Genomic DNA, 19612 nt, shown 5'->3' with positions numbered 1-19612 from the left:
GACGTGCGGCGCGACCTGGCGCCGGATGTCCCCATGCGCCGGCACTAGGATGGGGGCATGGACCTTTTCAAGCCGTTGATCGCATTGCTGGCCATCGTCAATCCGATCGGCGTAATCCCCTTTTTCATCCATTTCACGCAGGGTTTCAGCCGGGAACAGCGCGCGCGCACCATCCGCGTGTCCGCCTTCAGTGCGTTTTGCGTCATCGCGGTGAGCGCCCTGGCCGGCATCAAGATCATCGAGTTCTTCGGCATCTCGCTGGCCTCTTTCCAGGTGGGTGGCGGCATGCTTCTGCTGATCTCCTCGCTGCAGATGCTCAACGCCCAGCCGGCCGAGGGTCGCAAGGAGGACGTCACGGCGGGCGACAGCAAGGTCGACGCCGGCGACAGCATCGCCGTCGTGCCGCTGACCATCCCGCTGCTGACCGGGCCGGCGACCATCTCCACCATGGTCATCTACGCCGAGAAGACCCGGCACTGGTGGGAGCTCGGCGTGCTGGTCGGTTACGGCGTGGTGATCGCCCTGGCGGTGTGGCTGGCGTTCGGCTTGTCCGGCCGCATCGCCCGTGTGCTCGGCCAGACCGGCATCAACGTGATGACGCGGCTGATGGGCCTGATCCTGGCCGCGCTGGCGGTCGAGGTGATGAGCGACGGTCTGGTCAAGCTGTTCCCGATGCTCGCCGGCGAGGTGCGGTGAGCGGCGGCGCGACGCCGGTCTCCCGCACGGCCGGTGCCGCGACGGCGACGGCCGTGGGCCCGGCGGGCCGCAGTCAGCTATCTCGACGACCTCGTCGACGCGCTGGTCTGCACCGTCCGGCCGCCGCCTTGCCGCTGGCCGGCACGCTGGCGCATTGGCCGGGCGAAACGCTGCGCGGACCGCTGGTCGTTCGCCCTTGCCGGGGTTCGCCATGACCGACCGCCTGCCGCCGCTGCCGCGCTGAGCGGCTCTTCTATCATCGCTGCCACACCACGAGGGCTGGGATGAGCGAGACCCGATACGACTACATCGTCTGCGGCGCCGGCACGGCCGGCTGCCTGCTCGCCAACCGGCTCAGTGCCGACCGCAGCAAGCGCGTGCTGCTCGTCGAGGCCGGCGGCAAGGACGACTACGTGTGGGTGCACATCCCGGTCGGCTACCTCTACTGCATCGGCAACCCGCGCACCGACTGGCTCTACGCCACCGACCCCGATCCCGGCCTCAACGGCCGCTCGCTGCGCTACCCGCGCGGCAAATTGCTGGGCGGAAGCAGCAGCATCAACGGCATGATCTACATGCGCGGCCAGGCGCGCGACTACGACCACTGGGAATCGCTCGGCAACGAGGGCTGGCGCTGGGAGGACTGCCTGCCCTTCTTCCTCAAGCACGAGGACTTCCACAAGGGCGCCGACGCCTTCCATGCCGCTCCCGGTTTCGATCCCACCGGCGCGCGCGCCGGCGGCGAGTGGCGCGTGGAGCGGCAGCGCCTGCGCTGGGAGATCCTCGACGCGTTCGCGCAGGCGGCGCAGCAGGCCGGCATCCCGGCGCGTGACGACTTCAACCGCGGCGACAACGAGGGCGTGGGCTATTTCGAGGTCAACCAGCGCGCCGGTGTGCGCTGGAATGCCACCAAGGCCTTCCTGCGGCCGGTGCAGCGGCGCGAGAACCTGCAGGTGTGGACCGGTGCGCACATCTCCCGGCTGCTGCTCGCGCACCGCGACAGCGAAGGCTCGTGGGACGGTTCGCGCCGCGTCGTCGGCGTGGAGGTGCTGCCGCAGGGCGGTCCCGAGCCGATCCACGCACGGCTGCGCGAGGGCGGCGAGGTGATCCTCGCCGCCGGCGCGATCGGCACGCCGCAGATCCTGCAGCTCTCGGGCATCGGGCCGGCGGACCTGCTGCAGCGGCACGGCATCCGCGTCGAGCACGAACTGCCGGGCGTCGGCGAGAACCTGCAGGACCACCTGCAGATCCGCGCCGTCTTCCGGGTCGACGGCGTGACCACGCTGAACACGCTGGCCAGCTCGTGGTGGGGCAAGGCGCGCATCGGCCTGGAATACCTGCTCAAGCGCAGCGGGCCGATGAGCATGGCGCCCTCGCAACTCGGCGCCTTCACGCGCAGCGATCCGTCGCGGCCGCACCCCAACCTCGAGTACCACGTGCAGCCGCTGTCGCTCGACGCCTTCGGCCAGCCCCTGCACCGCTTCAACGCCTTCACCGCCAGCGTGTGCAACCTGAACCCGGCCAGCCGCGGCTCGGTGCGGATCCGCACACCGGACTGCGCCGACGCCCCGAGCATCGCGCCGAACTACCTGTCCACCGACGAGGACCGCCGCATCGCCGCCGAGTCGCTGCGCCTGACCCGGCGCATCGTCGCGCAGCCGGCGCTGGCCAGGTACGAGCCGCGCGAGTTCAAGCCAGGGGTGCAGTTCCGCAGCGACGAGGAACTCGCACGCCTGGCCGGCGACATCGGCACGACGATCTTCCACCCGGTAGGCACGGCGAAGATGGGGCCGGCCAGCGACCCCCTGGCGGTGGTCGACGCGCGGCTGCGCGTGCATGGCGTGGCCGGGGTGCGCGTGGCCGACGCCAGCATCATGCCCACCATCACCAGCGGCAACACCAACTCGCCCACCCTGATGATCGCCGAGCGTGCGGCGCAGTGGATCGCCGGTGACGCACGCTGAGCGACGCCGCGCGTGAGCCCTGTCTACCTCTTCAGCGTCACCGTCAGCCTGACGTTCGGCGTGGCGTTGCTCGCCGCGTGGCGGCGTGACCGCGAGCAGGCCTTCCTGCGTCTGGTCGGGCTGGCCTTTCTCCTGCACGCCGGCCTGCCCCCGGCCTTCGCGGCGCTGTACCGGCCCGAGCCCTGGCTGCGCGGCGCGGCCCTGATGGCGCTGGTGGCGCTGGCGCTGCTGTCCGCCGGCCTGCTGGCGGTGGGCGTGGGGTACCTGGCGCGCCGCCCGTTCGACGCGCGGCAGCGCAAGCGGGGGGGGCTGCTGCTGCTCGCCGCGGCTGTGGTCCTGCCGCTGCTCGGCCCCGTGCCGGCGCTGGCCGCGGTGGCGCTGCTCAACCTGGGGGTGGGCGCGGCCGCGGCGGTCTGGCTGTGGCGGCGTGGCGGCGCGGAGCGGCTGGCCGGTGTGCTGCTCGTGCTGCTGGCGCTGAACCAGTTCCAGTTCGTGCTGCTCGGCGAAGCCGGCGGTGAGCGTGCCTCGTTCGTCACCGCCGTGCTGCGCATGGCGGTGGGCCTGACGCTGCTGCACGCGGCCGTGCGCCTGTCGGCGGAGGCCTCGCGACTGGCGCGCGAGCGCTTCATGCGCCTGACCGAACACTCCCACCAGGGCGTGGCCGTGCTGCGCGGCGAGCAAATGCTCTACGCCAACCCGGCCATGCTGCGCATCTACGGCCTGAGTTCGCTGGACGAGGTGCGCACGCTGTGGCGCGAAGCCACCATGCCCGAGGTCGAGCGGGCGGCCGGCCGCGAGCGCCACCGCCAGCTGATCGCCGGCGAGATCGATCAGGCCCGCTGGTCCGGCCAGCGCTTCCGCTTCGACGGCTCGCCGATCCGCCTGCGCTTCTCCGCCTGGCGTGTCGACTGGGATGGCCAGCCTGCCGAGCAGGTGGTGGTCAGCGACGAGACCGCACAGCACGATGCCACCGCTGCGCTGCTCTTCCAGGCCACGCACGACGAGCTGACCGGGCTGCCGAACCGCAGCGCGCTGCTGGCCAGGCTGCGCGAGCTGTGCGCCTCCGGCACCGGCTTCGCGCTGCTCCTGCTCGACGTCGACCGCTTCAAGCTCTTCAACGAGGCGCATGGCCATTCGGTCGGCGACGACGTGCTGCGCGCACTGGCCGCGCGACTGAGCGAGACCCTGCGCGGCCAGGCCGAGGCCATGCGCCTCGGCGAGGACGAATTCGCGCTGCTCGCCCCCGCGGACGACGCAGAGCGCCGCGCGCACACGGTGGCGCAGCGCGTGCGCGAGCTGCTCGCGCTGCCGGTGGCCGTGCCGGGGCACGACTTCTACCTCGATGCCTCGATGGGCGTGGCGCTGCACCCGGCGCACGGCCGCGGCGCCGAGGCGCTGCTGCGTGCCGCCAATGCGGCCATGCACGAGGCCAAGCACACGCCGGGCACCTCGCTGCAGTTCGCGGAGGAGCGCTTCGAGCGTGGCTCCGGCGCGACGCTGGTTGCCGAGCAGGCCCTGCGCGCCGGCCTGCGCAACGAGGAGTTCAGCCTCGTCTACCAGCCCAAGGTCGAGGTGCGCAGTGCGCTGCGCGCGCCGCGGCTGGTCGGCTTCGAGGCGCTGGTGCGCTGGGACCGGCCGGACATCGGTCGCATCGCGCCCTTGCAGTTCGTCCCGGCGGCCGAGCGCACCGGCACGATCCGCGCGCTCGGCAAGCTGATCCTCGGGCTGGCCTGCGCGCAGATCGAGCGCTGGCGCAGCGAGGTCGGCCACAGCGTGCCGGTGGCGGTGAACGTCTCGCCCCTGCAGCTGTTCGACCCCGGGTTCAGCGACGACGTGCTGCAGCTGCTGAGCCGCCACGCCGTGCCACCCTCGCTGCTGTCGCTGGAGATCACCGAGAGCGTCGCTGTCACGCACATGGAGGAGGCGCGCGGACGCATCGCGCAGCTGCGCGCGCATGGCATCGAGGTCGCCCTCGACGACTTCGGCACCGGCTTCTCGTCGCTGAACATGCTGCGCAGCCTGCCCCTGCGCACGGTGAAGATCGACCGCACGTTGGTCGAACCGTTGCCCGTGTCCGACGCCACCGCAGTGGTGAAGGCGATCTGCGACCTCGCCGCGGCACTGGACCTGGACGTCATCGCCGAAGGCGTGGAGACGCCTGCGCAGTCGGAGGCGCTGCGCGCCGCCGGCTGCAGCGTGATGCAGGGCTACCTCTACGCCCGGCCGCTGGCGCCGGCCGAGGCAGCGCGCTGGCTCGAGCGCGCCGCGCCGCTGCCCGGCCAGCCCGAGGCCGTCAGGCCATGAGCTGACGCCGCGCGCGGTGCAGGCGCACGAACAGGTTGTCCTCGCTGATGGCCAGCGCCTGGCAGACTTCCCCGGTGGCTTGGTCCTGGATCAGGCGCAGCTGCACCGCGTCGCGCAGCCCGGAGGGCAGCGTGCCGATGCGCACGAGCGTCTGCGCGAGGCGCTCGCGCTGCTCGGCCACCTCGTCAGGACGCGGCTGCGGGCATTCGACGTCGTAAGCGCCCCCGGCCTCGTCGTCGCCCGCGCCATGCTCCAGGCTGCGCAGGGGCGCGCGCTGGCGCACCAGGTCGACGATCTTGTGCTTGAGGATCGCGGTCAGCCAGGAGCGCAGCGCGGCGCGGCCGGCGAAACTGGCGCGGCCGGAGAGAACGGCTTCGAAGACGTCGTGCACGACGTCCTCGGCGAGCGCGGGGTCGAGCAGGCGGCGCTGCGCGAAGCGCACCAGCGCGTCGCGGTGCGCGACCATCTCGGCCCAGTCGACGACGGGGCTGGCGGCGGACGCGGGGGCGGAGAGGGCGAGGCTCATGGACGGGTCCCGGTGGCTGGTCGATGGCCCGACTCTGGCCGCGCCAGATCGCAGCACCCTCACCGAAGCTCACGGGAAGATCACATTGGCGTAAGGTCGTGCGCGCGCGGGCCGACAATCCGGCCATGTCTGCCGTCCTGCCTGCCGCCGCCGCCATCCTCGTCGCCGAGGACCAGGCCGACATCCGCGACCTGCTGGTGCTCAACCTGCGCAACGCCGGTTACCAGGTGAGCGCGGTGGCCAACGGCGCCGCCGCGCTGGCCGAGCAGACGGCGCAGCCGCGCGACCTTCTGGTGCTCGACCTGATGATGCCGGGGCTGGACGGGCTGGAGGTCTGCAAGGCGCTGCGCGCCCGCAGCGACGCGGCGCCGATCCTGATGCTGACCGCCAAGTCCACGGAACTCGACCGCGTGCTCGGACTGGAGCTCGGCGCCGACGACTACCTCACCAAGCCCTTCTCGCTGGCCGAGCTGCTGGCGCGCGTCAAGGCGCTGCTGCGCCGCGCCGAGCTGCTGCGTGCCGCGCAGGCACAGAGCGCCGGCGCGTCCAGCGTGATCCGTCACGGCGAGCTGGAGATCCAGCCGGCCAAACGCCAAGTGCGCTATCGCGGCCAGGCGATCGACTTCACGGCGCTGGAATTCGACCTGTTGCTGCATTTCGCCAGCCACCCGGGCCACGTGTTCTCGCGCGCCCAGCTGCTCGACGCCGTCTGGGGCTACAGCCACGAGGGCTACGAGCACACGGTGACGACGCACATCAACCGGCTGCGCAACAAGCTCGAGGCCGACCCGATGCGGCCCGAACTGATCCTCACCGTGCGCGGCGCAGGCTACAAGATGCGCGAGGCGGGCGCGTGAGCGCGACGCCATGACGGTACGGCTGAAGCTGGCGCTGACGGTCATCGCCACCGGCCTGCTCACCGCGCTCGGCGTGATCGCCGCCGTGCTCTACGCCTTCGAGCGCTTCGAGCACGAGACCACGTTCGCGCGCGCCAACGCCTTCCTCGGTCGCGTCACCGCGCAGTACGACGACCTGCTCGACCTGCAGCAGCGCCAGCCGGAGGAGTTCCGCCGCTGGCTGCGCGGGCTGGTGCTCTACGAACCCGACACGCAGCTGTACCTGCTCGACGCTCAGGGCACGGTGCTGGCCACCAGCGGCGACGCCGAACTGCCGCCGGGCTTCAAGGTCGCGATCGGACCGGTGCAGGAGGCCGCGGCGGTGGCGCAAGGGCGCAGCGGCAACCGCTACGTGATGGGCGATGACCCCGAGCGCATGGATGACGACGCGGTGATCGCCGCGCGGCCGGTGCAGCGCGCGACCATCCGCAACGAGGGATCGACCGCCGGATACCTCTACCTCGTCTGCCACAAGGCCGCGCTGCCCGCCTCGCGCTGGGAGGCGGTGCGCAACAGCCTGGCGCTGCCGGCGCTGGCGCTGATCGCCGGCATCGTCGCGCTGACCACGCTGTTCGCCGGGCTGATCATTGCCGCGGTGACGCGGCCACTGCAGCGGCTCACCGACGCCGTCTCCACGCTGTCGGCGCGCGGCCTCGACGAAGGTCTGACCGCCACGCCGCGTTCGCTGCTGCCGCCGGCCGGCCGCGACGAGTTCGGTCGCCTCACCGAGGCGTTCTCGATGATGCTCGCCACCTTGCAGCGCCAGTGGGCAGCGCTGCGCCGGCTCGACCATTTCCGCCGCGAGGGCGTGAGCAACCTGTCGCACGACCTGCGCTCGCCGCTCACCGCCACCGCTGCCTGCCTGGAGACGCTGCAGACGCGCTGGCGCGACGACCCTGCACGCGTCGAGGAGGCGGGCCTCGTCGAGGTGGCGCTGCGCAACGCGCGCAACGCCGCGCGGCTGGTGCAGTCGCTGGGCGACCTGGCGCGGCTGGACGAGCCGAGCTTCGCGCTGCGGCGCGAGAGTGTCGACGCGGGCGAGCTGCTCGACGACATCGCGCTGCGCTTCGCCGACCGCGCGGCGCGACAGGGCGTGGCGCTGGCGGTCGACCACGCAGGCGACAGCGAGCCGCCGTTCGCCTCGCTCGACATCGAGCTGATCGAGCGCGCCGTCGCCAACCTGGTCGACAACGCGCTGAAGTTCTGCCCTGCCGGAGCGCGCGTCGTGCTGGCGGCCCGCGCCACCGGCGGGCAACTCGAGGTGAGCGTCCGCGACAGCGGCCCGGGCATCGCGGCCGAGGACCTGCCGCATCTGTTCGATCGCTTCTACCAGGTACGGCAGAGCGTGGCGCCGGCCACCGGCGAGGGCGGCAAGGGCCTGGGCCTGGCGATCGTCAAGCGCATCGCCGAGCTGCACGGCGGCGCGGTGACGGTGGACAGCAGTGCCGGCGGGGGTATGCATGTGCACCTGTGGCTGCCGCGGCAGTCGCCCGCTGCGCCGGCAAACGGGGCAGGGTAAGTCCTGCTGCATCGGCTCGGGCACGCCGCCTACAGTTCGCGCACTGCGCGGCAGGCATCCCAGGGTGCTTGTCCGGGCGGGGGACTGAGGAGACGCAAGAGCGCGCCGCGGAACACGCGGGCAGCGCCAGACAGCAGGCCGCTGCGACGGCCGATGCACAATGCGAGGGGCGCCGGGCCAACCACCCGGCGCCCTTTTCACTTCATGACCGAACTGGCCCTCGTCGCACTGGCGTCGCTGTTCGCCGGCTGCGTCGACGCCATCGTCGGCGGCGGCGGGCTCATCCTCGTGCCGGCGCTGTTCGGCATGTACCCCGGCGCGAGCCCGGCCACGCTGCTGGGCACCAACAAGGGCTCGGGCATCTGGGGCACGGCCTGGGCGACGGTGCAGTTCGCGCGCCGCGTGCAGCTGCCCTGGAAGGCGCTCCTGCCCGCGGCCGCCGCGGCACTGGCGGGCAGCTTCGCCGGCGCCTGGGTGCTGACGCTGGCCAGCCCCGAGGGCCTGCGCAAGGCGCTGCCGATCGTGCTGTTCGCCGTGCTCGCCTACACGCTGGCGCGCAAGGACCTCGGGCGTCACCACGCGCCGCGCCTGCAGGGGGGCGTGCAGACGCTGATGGCCTGCGGCATCGGCGTCGCGGTGGGCTTCTACGACGGATTCTTCGGCCCGGGCGCCGGCAGCTTCTTCGTGTTCCTCTTCGTGCGTCTACTCGGCTTCGACTTCCTCAACGCCTCGGCGAGCGCCAAGCTGCTGAACACCGCCACCAACGCTGCCGCGCTGCTGCTGCTGGCCAGCAAGGGCCACGTGTGGTGGCACGTGGCGGCGGTGCTGGCGCTCGCCAACGTGGCTGGCAGCCTGCTCGGCACGCGGCTCGCGTTGCGCCACGGCGCCGGCTTCGTCCGCGCGGCCTTCATCCTCGTCGTCGCGGCGCTGATCGGCAAGACCGGCTGGGACGCGTTCCTGCGCTGAACGGCAGGGGTCAGATCAGCCCTGTGCACTGGCAATTGCGCCACGAAGCGCCGCCAATTCGACGCTTTGCCGCCGCAGCGCGCCCCTAGCATCTCCGCAGGAGCCCGAGCCTGCCCTGTGAGCCGCCCATGCCTGTCGATCCGCAACTGCGTTCCCTGAACATCGATGTGCCTGCCCAGCCCGAATCGCTGGTCAAGCTGTCGTTGCTGCTCGCCGACGAGGACGTCAACCTGCAGGCGGTCAGCGCACTGGTCACGTCCGACATGGCGCTGGCCGCGGCGGTGCTGAAGTCGGTCAATTCGTCGCTGTACGGGCTCAGCGGCCGCGTGCAGAGCGTGCAGCAGGCGATCACCTACCTGGGCACGCGCGAGGTGGCCGCGGTGACCTTCGAGATGGGCCTGAAGGCGGTGTTCCCCAGCGCGCCCGAACTCGAAGCGGTGTGGGAACGCGCCAGCGTGCGCGGCCTGCTGATGGGGCGCATCGGCCAGGCGCTCAACGTCGACCCCTGGGCCGCGCATTCGGCCGGCCTGTTCGAGGAATGCGGCAAGGCGGTGCTGTTCCGCCACGCGCCGGGGCGCTACAAGCCGCTCCTGCGTGCCGCCGCGAACGACGAGGACCTGCTGCTGCTCGAGCACGACGAGTTCGGCGTCAGCCACGATGCGCTCGGCGCTGCGCTGTGCGAGACCTGGGGCCTGGCGCCGGCCGCGGTGCACTGCGTGCGCTACCACGTGATGGTGCATGCGACGCTGCAACTGCCGATGCAGGTGCCGCGCCGCGCCATCTGCGCGCTCTCGGCGCTGGCCAACGCGTTGATGACCGACCCCGCCACGCTCGACGTGGTGGCGCAGAAAGTGGCGCCGCAGGCCGACCTCGACCCGATGCTGGCGCTGCGCGGCGCGCGCAAGGTGCAGGAGCAGATCGAGAACGCGGTGGCGCGCGAGCGCGCCTGAGCGCGGGTCAACCCGGTTGGCGCCGGAAAGGCCATCGACTAGCGTGGCGACGGCATAGGAGCACCGCCCATGAGCGACATCATCGCCCCCGAACACCTGGCCCTGCAGCGTCTGTACCACTGGGAGAAGACCGTCCCCGAGCGCAACCTGTTCACCCAGCCCATGGGCGGCGGCGTGATCCGCGAGATGAACTGGCGCGAGGTGATGGACGAGACGCGCCGCATGGCGGCTCACCTTCTCTCGCTCGGCTTCCCCACGGGCAGCCGTATCGCCATCCTGTCGAAGAACTGCGCGCATTGGCTGATGAGCGACTGGGCCATCTGGATGGCCGGCCACGTCTCGGTGCCGCTGTACCCGACGCTGGCTGCCGACACGATCCGCCAGATCCTCACCCACAGCGAATCGAAGCTGGTGTTCATCGGCAAGCTCGACGGCTGGGAGGCCATGAAGCCGGGCGTGCCTGCCGACCTGCCCTGCATCAGCTATCCGCTGTCGCCGCCGAACGACTACCCGACCTGGAACGACATCATCCAGCGCACGCCGCCGCTGCAGGGCTCGCCGGTGCGCGACGGCGACGAGCTGTCGACCATCATGTACACCTCCGGCACGACGGGCACGCCCAAGGGCGTGATGCACAGCTTCGCCACCTTCGCCTGGTCGACCCAGGCGGGACTGAAGCGCGTGCCGATCGACTCGCAGGCGCGCATGCTGAGCTACCTGCCGCTGGCCCACGTGGCCGAGCGCACGCTGGTCGAGCACGGGCTGCTGGCCACCGGCATGCGCGTGTTCTTCGCCGAGAGCCTGGACACCTTCACCGCCGACCTGCAACGCGCCCGGCCGACCGTGTTCTTCTCGGTGCCGCGGCTGTGGGTCAAGTTCCAGCAGGGCGTGCAGGCGAAGATGCCGGCCGAGAAGCTGAACCGGCTGCTCAAGATCCCCATCCTGCGCGGCATCGTCAGGAAGAAGATCCTTTCCGCCCTGGGTCTTGACCAGTGCACCTTCGCCGCCGGCGGCGCCGCGCCGATGCCGCCCGAACTGCTCGCCTGGTACGCCAAGCTCGGCCTGCCGATCATCGAGGTCTACGGCATGACGGAGAACTGCGGCGTCTCGCACGCCACCGTTCCCGGCGTGCAGCGCCCCGGCACGGTCGGCCTGCCCTACGAGGGCGTGCAGAGCCGGCTCGACCCGGCCAACGGCGAGATCCAGATGAAGAGCCCGGGCCTGATGCTCGGCTACTACAAGGAGGAGGTGCAGACCCGCGAGGCCTTCACGCCCGACGGCTGGCTGCACACCGGCGACAAGGGCCAGCTCGAGAGCGGCGGCTACCTGCGCATCACCGGCCGCGTGAAGGACCTGTTCAAGACCAGCAAGGGCAAGTACGTTGCCCCGGCGCCGATCGAGGACCGGCTGGTCATGCACGCCACCGTGGAGGCCTGCGTCGTCACCGGGGCCAACCTGGGCCAACCGCTGGGCATCGTGATGCTCAATGCCGAGGCGGCGCAGCGTGCGCGCGATGGTGCGCAGCGCATGGCGATGGAGGCCGCGCTGGCGGAGCACCTGAACGCGGTGAACGCGCCGCTGGACCCGCACGAGCGCCTCGAGTGCGTCGTGGTGGTGACCGAGCCCTGGACGGTGGACAACGGCTTCATCACGCCGACCTTCAAGGTCAAGCGCAACCACGTCGAGGAGGTCTACGCCTCGAAGTACGATGGCTGGGTGGCGTCGCGGCGCAAGGTGATCTGGGCGACCGGCTGAAGTTCAGGGGCCGTGACCCTCGATGTCCTGCATGCCATGGTGGTGGCTGAGGAACACGCGGCCGCGGAACCACTTGTCCCAGGCTCCGGCGCGCAGGCGGTCGAGCACCGGGCCCTTCACCTCGGTGAGGTCGAGGCGGATGCCGCGCTCCAGCAGCATCTCGTGCAGTGCGCGCAAGGCCTCCAGCGCGCTGTAGTCGATCGCGTTCACGGGGGACATCAGCAACACGACGCGCGTCGTGCCGGGCGCTGCGGCGAGCTGCTCCGCCACCACGCTGGCCAGGCGCCGCGCGTTGGTGAACACCAGGCTCTCGTCGATGCGCAGGGCCAGCACGCCCGGCGTGCCCTGCACGTCGTGGCGCTCGACGTTGCGGTAATGTTCGGTGTCGCCGACGCGCCCGATGCGCGCCACGTGCGGGTTGGCGCTGCGCTGCAGCAGCAGGCCGATCGACAGCGCGACGCCGGTGGCCAGCGCCGCCTCGGAGCCGACGAACAGCGTCAGCGCGCCGACCGCTGCCATCACGGCGAACTCCGCGCGCGAATAGCGCCAGGCCTCGGCGAAGGCGCGCCACTCGACCACGCCCATCACCGCGATGACGATGCTCGCCGCCAGCACGGCGCGTGGCAGCCAGGCCAGCGGCGCGGTGAGCAGCAGCATGGCCAGCGCCATCATCAAGGCCGCCCAGGCGCCGGCGGCGCGCGTGCGTGCGCCGGCTTCTGCATTGAGCGCGCCGCGCGAGAAGCTGCCGCCGATCGGCATGCCGGCGGAGCACGCCGCCACCAGGTCGGCCGCGGCCAGGCCGGTGAGCTCGCGCCGCGCGTCGATGTGCTCGCGGCGGCGCAGTGCCAGACCTTCCGAGACCGCCAGGCTGCTGACGAAGGTGACCAGCGCCAGCGGCGCCGCGCTGGGCAGCAGCCGCCACCACAGCGCGACATCGAGCGGCGGCAGCGCGAACTGCAGCGCGAAGGCCGGCAGCGAACCGACCAGCGTCACGCCACGCACATCGGCCGCCAGCGCCCAGGCCAGCGCCATGCCGGCAGCGACGACGGCCAGCGGCGAGCAGCGCGCGAGCAGGGACGCCGTGGCCGGTGCGAGCCAGCGCGCCAGCAGCGCGCGCGCGTGCTGCCGCGCCAGCCACAGCAGGGCCAGTGCGCCGAGGCCGAACACCGCCGTCAGTGCATGCCCTGCCGTGCCGCTGGCCCACCACGAGCCGATCACCTCCGGCGCGGTGAAGCCGCGCGCCGGGCTGCCCAGCAGCGCGGGCAGCTGCGACAGCGAGATGGCCAGCGCCGCGCCGGTGGAGAAGCCGTGCAGCACCGGCGTGGACAGCAGCGCCGCCAGGGCGTCGAGGCGGAACAGCGCCGCCGCGGCGAGCAGCAGTCCGGCCTCGGCGGCGAGCACCAGCGCCGCCGCGGTGGCAGGCGTGCCCTCGGCCACCACCGGTGCGATGCCATGGGCGGTGAGCAGCGCCACCACCGCCACCGGTCCGACCGAGTTGACGCTCGAGGAGCCAAGCAGCGCATAGGCCGCCATCGGCAGCACGCTGGCGTACACGCCCACCTGCGGCGGCAGCCCGGCCAGCAGCGCGTAGGCCAGGCTCTGCGGGATGAGCAGGATGGCGACGATGAATGCGGCGACGAGGTCGTCGCGCAGGTCGCGCTGCCGATAGGCCTGGAGCCGCTCGCGCATTCAGTCGACCTTGGCCCCCGACGCCTTGACGACCTCCGCCCACTTCTTGGTCTCCGCGGCGATGAAGCTCGCAAAGTCCGACGGGCTCATGCCGCTGGGAATGGCGCCCTGCGCGACCAGCCGCTCCTTCAGCGCCGGCGAGCCCAGGGCCTTGGCGGTTTCCTGCTGCAGCCGGCCGACGACATCGGCAGGCATCGCGGCAGGCGCGAGCAGGCCGAACCACGAACTTGCCTCGAAGCCCTTCACCGGGCCGGCCTCGGCAATGGTGGGCAGCTCGGGCATCGCGGCGCTGCGCTCGGCACTGGTCAGCGCCAGCGCCTTGAGCTTGCCGGCCTTGATCTGCGGCATGGCCGAGGGCAGGTTGTCGAACATCAGGTCCATGTTGCCGCCGATCAGGTCGAGCAGGGCCGGGCCGGAGCCGCGGTAGGGGAAGTGGACCATGAAAGTGCCGGTCATGGTCTTGAACAGCTCGCCCGACAGGTGGATCGACGTGCCGTTGCCGCTGCTGGCCATGTTCAGCTTGCCGGGATTGGCCTTTGCGTAGCGGATCAGGTCGGGCACGCTGTGGATGCCGTAGGACTCGGCCTTGGCCGGGTTCATCACCAGCACGTTGGGCACGCCGGCCACCAGCGTGACCGGCGTGAAGTCCTTGACGTGGTCGTAGGGCATCTTCGGGTACAGCGCCGGATTGATGGCGTGCGTGCCCACGGTGCCCATCAGCAGGGTGTGGCCGTCGCTGGACTTGGCGACCAGGTCCGCACCGAGGTTGCCGCCGGCGCCCGGCTTGTTCTCGATGATGAAGGGCTGGCCGAAGGCGCGGCTCAGCTCGGGCGCCAGCGCACGCGCGAGGATGTCGGTGGTGCCGGCGGGTGCGAAAGGCACGACGATGCGCACCGGCTTGGTCGGCCAGGCCGTCTGGGCGAAGACAGGCCAGGGCAGCAGGGCGGCGGCCGTGGCGCAGAGCAGGCGGCGGCGGACGGGAGAGCGCATTTCGGGGTCCTTGCAGGGTCGGGTGGAACCCTGAAGTGTCCCGCATCGGGCAGGGTGCCCGGCAGAGGCGTTTCCCGGGACGGACGACAAAAAAAGAAGGGGAAGCGGGACGTGTGGTCCGGGGCTCGCTCTCAACCTCCCCGGATTCGCCCGCTTCCCCTGGTGGACAGGTGTCAGTCCGCGAAAAACCTTCTGCTCAGCGCGCGCCGCTCGGGCGCGGGAACAACGATAGCTGGGCCGGCTCGCGGCCCGTCTTCAGAACCTGGCTCTGGCGCGGCGCGACCACCGGCCGAATCGTCGTGGGGCGCACCGGCTGCGGGGTCGTGGCGCGTGGTGCGGCTGTCAGTGCAATCGGGGGCATGGCGACTCTCCTCGATGGCGATCAACGGAACTCGCTGGCCGCGAAGGCCGGGCGCTGCTCGGCGCCGGCGCCCAGCACGCTGGCGGCACGCGCCACCCAGTCGGACAGCGCCGGCGCCTTGGGCAGGCGCGGTGCGGCCGGGTTGGCCAGGCGCAGCAGCGACGAGGCACCGCCGCGGCAGTGCGGGCCTGCCGGACGCATGCGGCGGGTGGCGGGGGCGAACTGCGAGCGGGTCAGCGGCATGGTGTCAACGGCGTCCTGTTGGGGTCGGTGGTCCGTCGTGGCGGGGTCGGTACGCGCTTCGGGCCTGTGTGCGTGACGAGCGCAACGTCCGTGCCATCTCGGCACGACACCGCCAGCGTGCGAAAAGTCACGAATGCCGTCCTCTTCCGGAATCGACGCCGCGGCGCCGCTTGCGAAAAGCGGCTGTTATGTAAGTGCTTCGATACAAGCCCGACCAATCCGGTCGCGGCTTGGCGGCGAGCGAGCCTTCAGGCCGCGGCTCTGTAACCGCGTGGGATCGCGCCGAGCAGCCGCCGCGTGTACTCCTCGCGCGGCGCCTCGAGGATCTGCCGCACGCCGGCCTGCTCGACCACCTGGCCGTCCTTCATCACCAGCACTTCGTCGGCCATGAAGCGCACCACCGCCAGGTCGTGGCTGATGAAGACGTAGGCGAGGCCGAGTTCGTCCTGCAGGTCCTTCAGCAGGTTGAGCACCTGGGCCTGCACCGAGACGTCGAGCGCGCTGACCGCCTCGTCGAGCACGAGCACCTCCGGGTCCAGCGTCAGGCAGCGTGCGATGGCGATGCGCTGGCGCTGGCCGCCGGAGAACTCGTGCGGGTACTTGTTGAGCGCCGAGTCATCCAGGCCGACCTTGGCCAGCAGGGCGCTGGCGCGCCCCTGCCGGTCGGCCGTGCTGCCGCCAACGCCGTGGATGACCATCGGCTCGACCAGGGTCTGCGCGACCGTGAAGCGCGGGTTCAGCGAGGCATAGGGGTTCTGGAACACCACCTGGATGCGGCGGCGTATCGGCAGCAACTCGGCGCGGCTGAGCGAGAGCAGGTCGCGGCCGTCGAACATGGCCTTGCCGCCGACCGGCCCGCCGGCCGGCTCGTGCAGTCGCAGCAGCGTCAGGCCCAGCGTCGTCTTGCCCGAGCCGGACTCGCCCACGATGCCCAGCGTGTGGCCGCGCCGGAGCGTGAAGCTGGCGCCCTTGACGGCCTGGAATTCGCGCCTGCCGAACACGCCGCGGCGGATCCAGAAGCTCTTGGTGATGCCGGTGGCTTCCAGGACCACCGGCGCGGCCGGGTCCTTCGCCTTCGCGATGCGCGCCGACACAGCGCCGTTGCCGCCGATGTGGTCGTCGATCACCATCAACCGTGCGCTGCGCTGCTCCAGCGTCGGGCGGCAGGCCAGCAGGGCCCTGGTGTAGGGATCCTGCGGGCGGGCGAAGATGTCGGCCACCGCGCCCTGCTCGCGTACCGTGCCCTGGCGCATCACCACCACGCGGTCGGCGATCTCGCCGACCAGGGCGAGGTCGTGGCTGATGAACAGCATGCTCATGCGGTGCTTGTCCTTCAGCTTCGCGAGCAGCTCGATGATCTGGCGCTGGATGGTCACGTCCAGCGCGGTGGTCGGCTCGTCGGCGATCAGCAGCTTGGGCTCGCAGGCCAGTGCCATCGCGATCATCACGCGCTGCTGCTGGCCGCCGGAGAGTTCGTGCGGATGTGCCTTCAGCCGCCGCTTCGGCTCGGGCAGGCCGACCTCGGCGAGCAGCGCCTCGGCTTTCTCCAGCGCCTGGCGCTGGTTCATGCCCAGATGCCGCTGCATCGGCTCGCACAGCTGGTGGCCGACGGTGAACACCGGGTTCAGCGACGTCATCGGGTCCTGGAACACGCAGGCGATGTCCTTGCCGCGCAGCGCCTGCAGTTCGGGCAGCGACGCGCCGAGCAGGTCACGGTCCTGGAAGTGGATGCGGCCGTGGCGCTCGGCGTTCTCCGGCAGCAGGTTGAGGATGGACATCGCCGTCACGCTCTTGCCCGAGCCGGACTCGCCGACCAGCGCCACGGTGGTGTTCTCGGGCACGTCGAAGCTCACGCCCTGCTCGCCGCGGCCGACGGCCTCCGCGTAGGTGGCCTGGGCACCGCGGCCCATGCGGAAGCGCACGCGCAGGTCCTGGATGGTCAACAGCATCGATCTACTCCGCGCCGCGCAGCTTCGGATCGAGCGCGTCGCGCAGCGCATCGGTCATCAGCGAGAAGGCGGTGACGAACACCGCCATGAAGGCCGTCGCGGCGACGAGCTGCCACCAGTGGCCGAGGATCAGTTCGCTCTGCGCCTCGGCCAGCATGGTGCCCCACGACACCTGGTCGACGCTCACGCCCAGGCCCAGGTAGGACAGGATCACCTCGGCCTTGATGAAGCCGACGACGAGGATGGACAGCTGCACCAGGATCACGTGGCTGACGTTGGGCAGGATGTGGCGGAAGATGCGCGAGCCCGTGCTCGCGCCGATCGCCTCGGCGGCACGCACGTACTCGCGCACCGAGTGCTTGAGGAATTCGGCACGCACCAGTCGGTAGATGCCGGTCCAGCCGGTGAGGCCGAGGATCAGCACCACCGACTGCACGCCGCGCCCGGCCACCGCCGCGAAGGCGAAGATCAGCAGGATGCCGGGGATCGAGGTGAAGACGTTGTAGACCCACTCGAGGAAGTCGCCCAGCCGGCCGCCGAAGAAGCCCGCCAGCGCGCCGAGCACCGTGCCGATCAGGGTGGCGACGATGGCGGCGGCGACGCCGACGAACACCGAGATCTCCGCGCCCTTGATCGCCTTGGAGAGCACGTCGCGGCCGAGGCGATCGCCGCCGAACGGCAGGGTATCGTGCTTGACGGCCTCGGTGGTGCGGTACTTCTTGGCCAGCTCGTCCCATTCGGCGTAGCGCGGCGCCAGCGGGTCCACCGCCGAGATGTCGGCGTTCGGGCCGGAGGGCACCGGGATGGCGCTGCTCGTTTGCTTGGCTGCCGGGCCGACGAAGGTCGGCGGCGCGTTGGGTACCCCCACCTCCTTCTGCCAGTCGCGGGCCACCAGGCCCATGCCGGCGGCCAGCATCAGCAGCGCGAAGCCGGCGACGACCGCCATGGCCACCATGCCGACGCGATCGCTCTTGAAGCGGCGCCAGGCGGCGGCCCAGACGCCTTCCGAGCGGCGCGCCGCCGCGCTCATCGTCAGTACGGCGCTCATTTCAGCACCACCCGCGGGTCGACCAGCTTGTAGAGGACATCGGTGAGGAGGTTGACCACCATCGTGATGACTGCGAGGTAGACGGTGACGGCCTGGATGACCGGGTAGTCGCTGCGGTTGACCGCCAGCAGCACCTCGCGGCCCAGGCCGGGAATCGAGAAGAACACCTCGATCAGGAAGGAGCCGACGAAGATGCCCGGGAGCGACACCGCCACGTTGGTGAGGATGGGGATCATCGCGTTGCGCATCACGTGGGTGAGCAGGATGCGCGGCTCGGTCAGGCCCTTGGCGCGCGCGGTGCGCACGTAGTCCTGGCCGATCTCGTCGAGAAAGAAGGTGCGGTACAACCGCGTCTGCGGCGCGATGCCCACCATCACCGCCAGCAACACGGGCAGCGGCGTGTAGACGAGCAGGTTGGTCGCCACGCTGTCGGTCCATCCCTGCACCGGGAACCAGCCGAGCTGGAAGGCGAACACGTACTGGCCGACGATGACGTAGACGAGGAAGGAGATCGACAGCGCGACGGTGGTCGCCACCATGATCGTGCGGTCGGTCAGCGATCCGCGCAGGTAGGCCACCAGCAGCGCGATGGGGATGGCCAGCAGCGTGTCGAGGATGAGAATGGGCACCATCACCGTCAGCGTGGCCGGCAGCCGGGTGGCGAACAGGTTGGCCACCGATTCGTTGGTGGCCCAGCTGCGCCCCCAGTCGAAGGTGGCGATCTGCTTGAGGAAGATGCCCAGCTGCACCCACCACGGCTCGTTCAGGCCGAGCTGCTGGCGGATGGCATCGATCTGCTCGGGCGAGGCCGACAGGCCGCCGAGGATCTCCGCCGGGTCGCCGCCGAAGGCCTTGAAGAGGAAGAACACCAGCAGCACGACGCCGAGCAAGGTCGGGACCATCTGCCACAGGCGCCGGATCAGGTAAGCCGCCATGCGCGAAGGAACTCCAGGGAATGCAGGCGCGAGTCTAGGGCCGGGGCCAAATGCCCCTGCCCCGGTGTTTGCCCTCGGGGCCGGGCACGCAACTCGCATGCCATCCGCTTATAGACTTCACGCGACCTTTGCCCAGGAGTTGAAGCGATGTTCCTGCGTGCCCTCACCCGGGGCCTGATCCTCACGCTGAGCTGCGCAGCCGCGGTGGCCCAGCAGGCGCCCGCGGCCGACGCTCCGCCGCGCGTGCTGCGCTACGCCTTCCCGATCGCCGAGACCGGCTTCGATCCGGCGCAGATCTCCGACCTGTACTCGCGCACCGTGGTCGCCGGCATCCTGGAGACGCCGCTGGCCTTCGACTTCCTCGCCCGGCCGTTCAAGCTCAAGCCGAACACCGCCGCCGAGATGCCGCAGATCAGTGCCGACTTCCGCACCTTCACCTTCCGGCTCAAGCCGGGCATCTACTTTGCCGACGACCCGGCCTTCCAGGGCCGGCGGCGCGAGCTGGTGGCGGCAGACTATGTCTACAGCCTGAAGCGCCACTTCGACCCGCGCTGGAACAGCCCCAACCTCTACAGGCTGGAGAACGCCAAGATCCTCGGCCTGTCGGAGCTGCGCCGCCAAGTGGTCAAGGACAAGACTCCTTTCCCCTACGACCAGGAGGTGGAGGGCCTGCGCGCGCTGGACCGCTACACCTTCCAGGTCAGGCTGGCCGAACCGGCGCCGCGCTTCCACCAGGATGTGATGACCGACGCCGGCAGCTTCGGCGCGGTGGCGCGCGAGGTGGTCGAGGCCTACGGCGACAAGATCATGGAGCACCCGGT

16 protein-coding genes are annotated in these 19612 nt (G+C 71.0%); 9 read left to right on the top strand and 7 right to left on the bottom strand.

Going from position 1 to position 19612, the window contains the following annotated elements; translation table 11 throughout:
* Window positions 1-57: 57 nt before the first annotated feature.
* The 3 genes from Q0599_RS05365 (at window position 58) to Q0599_RS05355 (ending at window position 4964) form a co-directional block, all read left to right on the top strand.
* Window positions 58-696, top strand: coding sequence for a MarC family protein (locus tag Q0599_RS05365; RefSeq protein ID WP_298826728.1), 639 nt, complete (start codon window positions 58-60; stop codon window positions 694-696).
* A 284-nt stretch (window positions 697-980) separates the two neighbouring features.
* Window positions 981-2660 (top strand): GMC family oxidoreductase, encoded by a 1680-nt coding sequence (locus Q0599_RS05360; RefSeq protein ID WP_298826726.1) that lies wholly within the window; start codon window positions 981-983, stop codon window positions 2658-2660.
* A 12-nt stretch (window positions 2661-2672) separates the two neighbouring features.
* A complete protein-coding gene (locus Q0599_RS05355) occupies window positions 2673-4964 on the top strand; it encodes a bifunctional diguanylate cyclase/phosphodiesterase (RefSeq protein ID WP_298826723.1) in 2292 nt (763 codons plus the stop codon).
* Here Q0599_RS05355 and Q0599_RS05350 read toward each other — a convergent pair.
* Complete coding sequence (locus tag Q0599_RS05350; RefSeq protein ID WP_298826720.1) at window positions 4954-5490, bottom strand: sigma-70 family RNA polymerase sigma factor; 537 nt, start codon at window positions 5488-5490, stop codon at window positions 4954-4956. The genes Q0599_RS05355 and Q0599_RS05350 overlap by 11 nt on opposite strands.
* Window positions 5491-5615: 125 nt before the next feature.
* Between Q0599_RS05350 and Q0599_RS05345 the strand changes: the two genes are divergently transcribed.
* The 5 genes from Q0599_RS05345 (at window position 5616) to Q0599_RS05325 (ending at window position 11576) form a co-directional block, all read left to right on the top strand.
* A complete protein-coding gene (locus Q0599_RS05345; protein WP_298826717.1) occupies window positions 5616-6347 on the top strand; it encodes a response regulator transcription factor in 732 nt (243 codons plus the stop codon).
* Between the two features lie 10 nt (window positions 6348-6357).
* The gene (locus Q0599_RS05340; protein ID WP_298826715.1) at window positions 6358-7905 is read left to right on the top strand and encodes a HAMP domain-containing sensor histidine kinase; all 1548 of its coding nucleotides are present in this window, start codon (window positions 6358-6360) and stop codon (window positions 7903-7905) included.
* Window positions 7906-8109: 204 nt separating this feature from the next.
* Window positions 8110-8871, top strand: a complete 762-nt coding sequence (locus Q0599_RS05335; protein ID WP_298826714.1) for a TSUP family transporter — start codon at window positions 8110-8112, stop codon at window positions 8869-8871.
* A 128-nt stretch (window positions 8872-8999) separates the two neighbouring features.
* Window positions 9000-9821, top strand: coding sequence for an HDOD domain-containing protein (locus Q0599_RS05330; protein ID WP_298826712.1), 822 nt, complete (start codon window positions 9000-9002; stop codon window positions 9819-9821).
* Window positions 9822-9890: 69 nt separating this feature from the next.
* Window positions 9891-11576: an AMP-binding protein gene (locus Q0599_RS05325; protein WP_298826709.1), complete on the top strand. Its 1686-nt coding sequence runs from the start codon at window positions 9891-9893 to the stop codon at window positions 11574-11576.
* Between the two features lie 3 nt (window positions 11577-11579).
* On the opposite strand, the gene Q0599_RS05320 is transcribed toward Q0599_RS05325, so the two are convergent.
* The 6 genes from Q0599_RS05320 to Q0599_RS05295 all read right to left on the bottom strand — a co-directional run bounded on the left by Q0599_RS05320 (window position 11580) and on the right by Q0599_RS05295 (window position 18791).
* The gene (locus Q0599_RS05320; RefSeq protein ID WP_298826707.1) at window positions 11580-13265 is read right to left on the bottom strand and encodes a SulP family inorganic anion transporter; all 1686 of its coding nucleotides are present in this window, start codon (window positions 13263-13265) and stop codon (window positions 11580-11582) included.
* A complete protein-coding gene (locus Q0599_RS05315; protein ID WP_298826705.1) occupies window positions 13266-14255 on the bottom strand; it encodes a tripartite tricarboxylate transporter substrate binding protein in 990 nt (329 codons plus the stop codon).
* A 382-nt stretch (window positions 14256-14637) separates the two neighbouring features.
* Entirely contained in the window at window positions 14638-14859 is a 222-nt protein-coding gene (locus tag Q0599_RS05310; protein ID WP_298826702.1) for a hypothetical protein, read from the bottom strand.
* 248 nt (window positions 14860-15107) lie between these two features.
* Entirely contained in the window at window positions 15108-16808 is a 1701-nt protein-coding gene (locus Q0599_RS05305; RefSeq protein ID WP_298826699.1) for an ABC transporter ATP-binding protein, read from the bottom strand.
* Between the two features lie 4 nt (window positions 16809-16812).
* Entirely contained in the window at window positions 16813-17856 is a 1044-nt protein-coding gene (locus Q0599_RS05300; RefSeq protein WP_298826696.1) for an ABC transporter permease, read from the bottom strand.
* On the bottom strand, window positions 17853-18791 hold the full coding sequence (locus Q0599_RS05295; RefSeq protein WP_298826693.1) for an ABC transporter permease: 939 nt from the start codon (window positions 18789-18791) through the stop codon (window positions 17853-17855). The genes Q0599_RS05300 and Q0599_RS05295 overlap by 4 nt, the downstream gene beginning before the upstream one ends.
* Before the next feature lie 147 nt (window positions 18792-18938).
* Between Q0599_RS05295 and Q0599_RS05290 the strand changes: the two genes are divergently transcribed.
* The coding region (locus Q0599_RS05290; RefSeq protein WP_298826690.1) for an ABC transporter substrate-binding protein at window positions 18939-19612 on the top strand (674 nt) is incomplete at its 3' end.

It is taken from the genome of uncultured Piscinibacter sp., assembly GCF_937952055.1.
GTDB lineage: Bacteria > Pseudomonadota > Gammaproteobacteria > Burkholderiales > Burkholderiaceae_C > Piscinibacter.
This window is presented reverse-complemented; position numbering and strand designations above follow the sequence as displayed.

Bases quoted from the DNA above. Each gene is read 5' to 3' on its own strand.
- Q0599_RS05350 (WP_298826720.1), bottom strand. From the start codon at position 5,490: ATGAGCCTCGCCCTCTCCGCCCCCGCGTCCGCCGCCAGCCCCGTCGTC.
- Q0599_RS05315 (WP_298826705.1), bottom strand. From the start codon at position 14,255: ATGCGCTCTCCCGTCCGCCGCCGCCTGCTCTGCGCCACGGCCGCCGCC.
- Q0599_RS05340 (WP_298826715.1), top strand. From the start codon at position 6,358: ATGACGGTACGGCTGAAGCTGGCGCTGACGGTCATCGCCACCGGCCTG.
- Q0599_RS05345 (WP_298826717.1), top strand. From the start codon at position 5,616: ATGTCTGCCGTCCTGCCTGCCGCCGCCGCCATCCTCGTCGCCGAGGAC.
- Q0599_RS05330 (WP_298826712.1), top strand. From the start codon at position 9,000: ATGCCTGTCGATCCGCAACTGCGTTCCCTGAACATCGATGTGCCTGCC.
- Q0599_RS05360 (WP_298826726.1), top strand. From the start codon at position 981: ATGAGCGAGACCCGATACGACTACATCGTCTGCGGCGCCGGCACGGCC.
- Q0599_RS05305 (WP_298826699.1), bottom strand. From the start codon at position 16,808: ATGCTGTTGACCATCCAGGACCTGCGCGTGCGCTTCCGCATGGGCCGC.
- Q0599_RS05295 (WP_298826693.1), bottom strand. From the start codon at position 18,791: ATGGCGGCTTACCTGATCCGGCGCCTGTGGCAGATGGTCCCGACCTTG.
- Q0599_RS05320 (WP_298826707.1), bottom strand. From the start codon at position 13,265: ATGCGCGAGCGGCTCCAGGCCTATCGGCAGCGCGACCTGCGCGACGAC.
- Q0599_RS05365 (WP_298826728.1), top strand. From the start codon at position 58: ATGGACCTTTTCAAGCCGTTGATCGCATTGCTGGCCATCGTCAATCCG.
- Q0599_RS05325 (WP_298826709.1), top strand. From the start codon at position 9,891: ATGAGCGACATCATCGCCCCCGAACACCTGGCCCTGCAGCGTCTGTAC.
- Q0599_RS05300 (WP_298826696.1), bottom strand. From the start codon at position 17,856: ATGAGCGCCGTACTGACGATGAGCGCGGCGGCGCGCCGCTCGGAAGGC.
- Q0599_RS05335 (WP_298826714.1), top strand. From the start codon at position 8,110: ATGACCGAACTGGCCCTCGTCGCACTGGCGTCGCTGTTCGCCGGCTGC.
- Q0599_RS05310 (WP_298826702.1), bottom strand. From the start codon at position 14,859: ATGCCGCTGACCCGCTCGCAGTTCGCCCCCGCCACCCGCCGCATGCGT.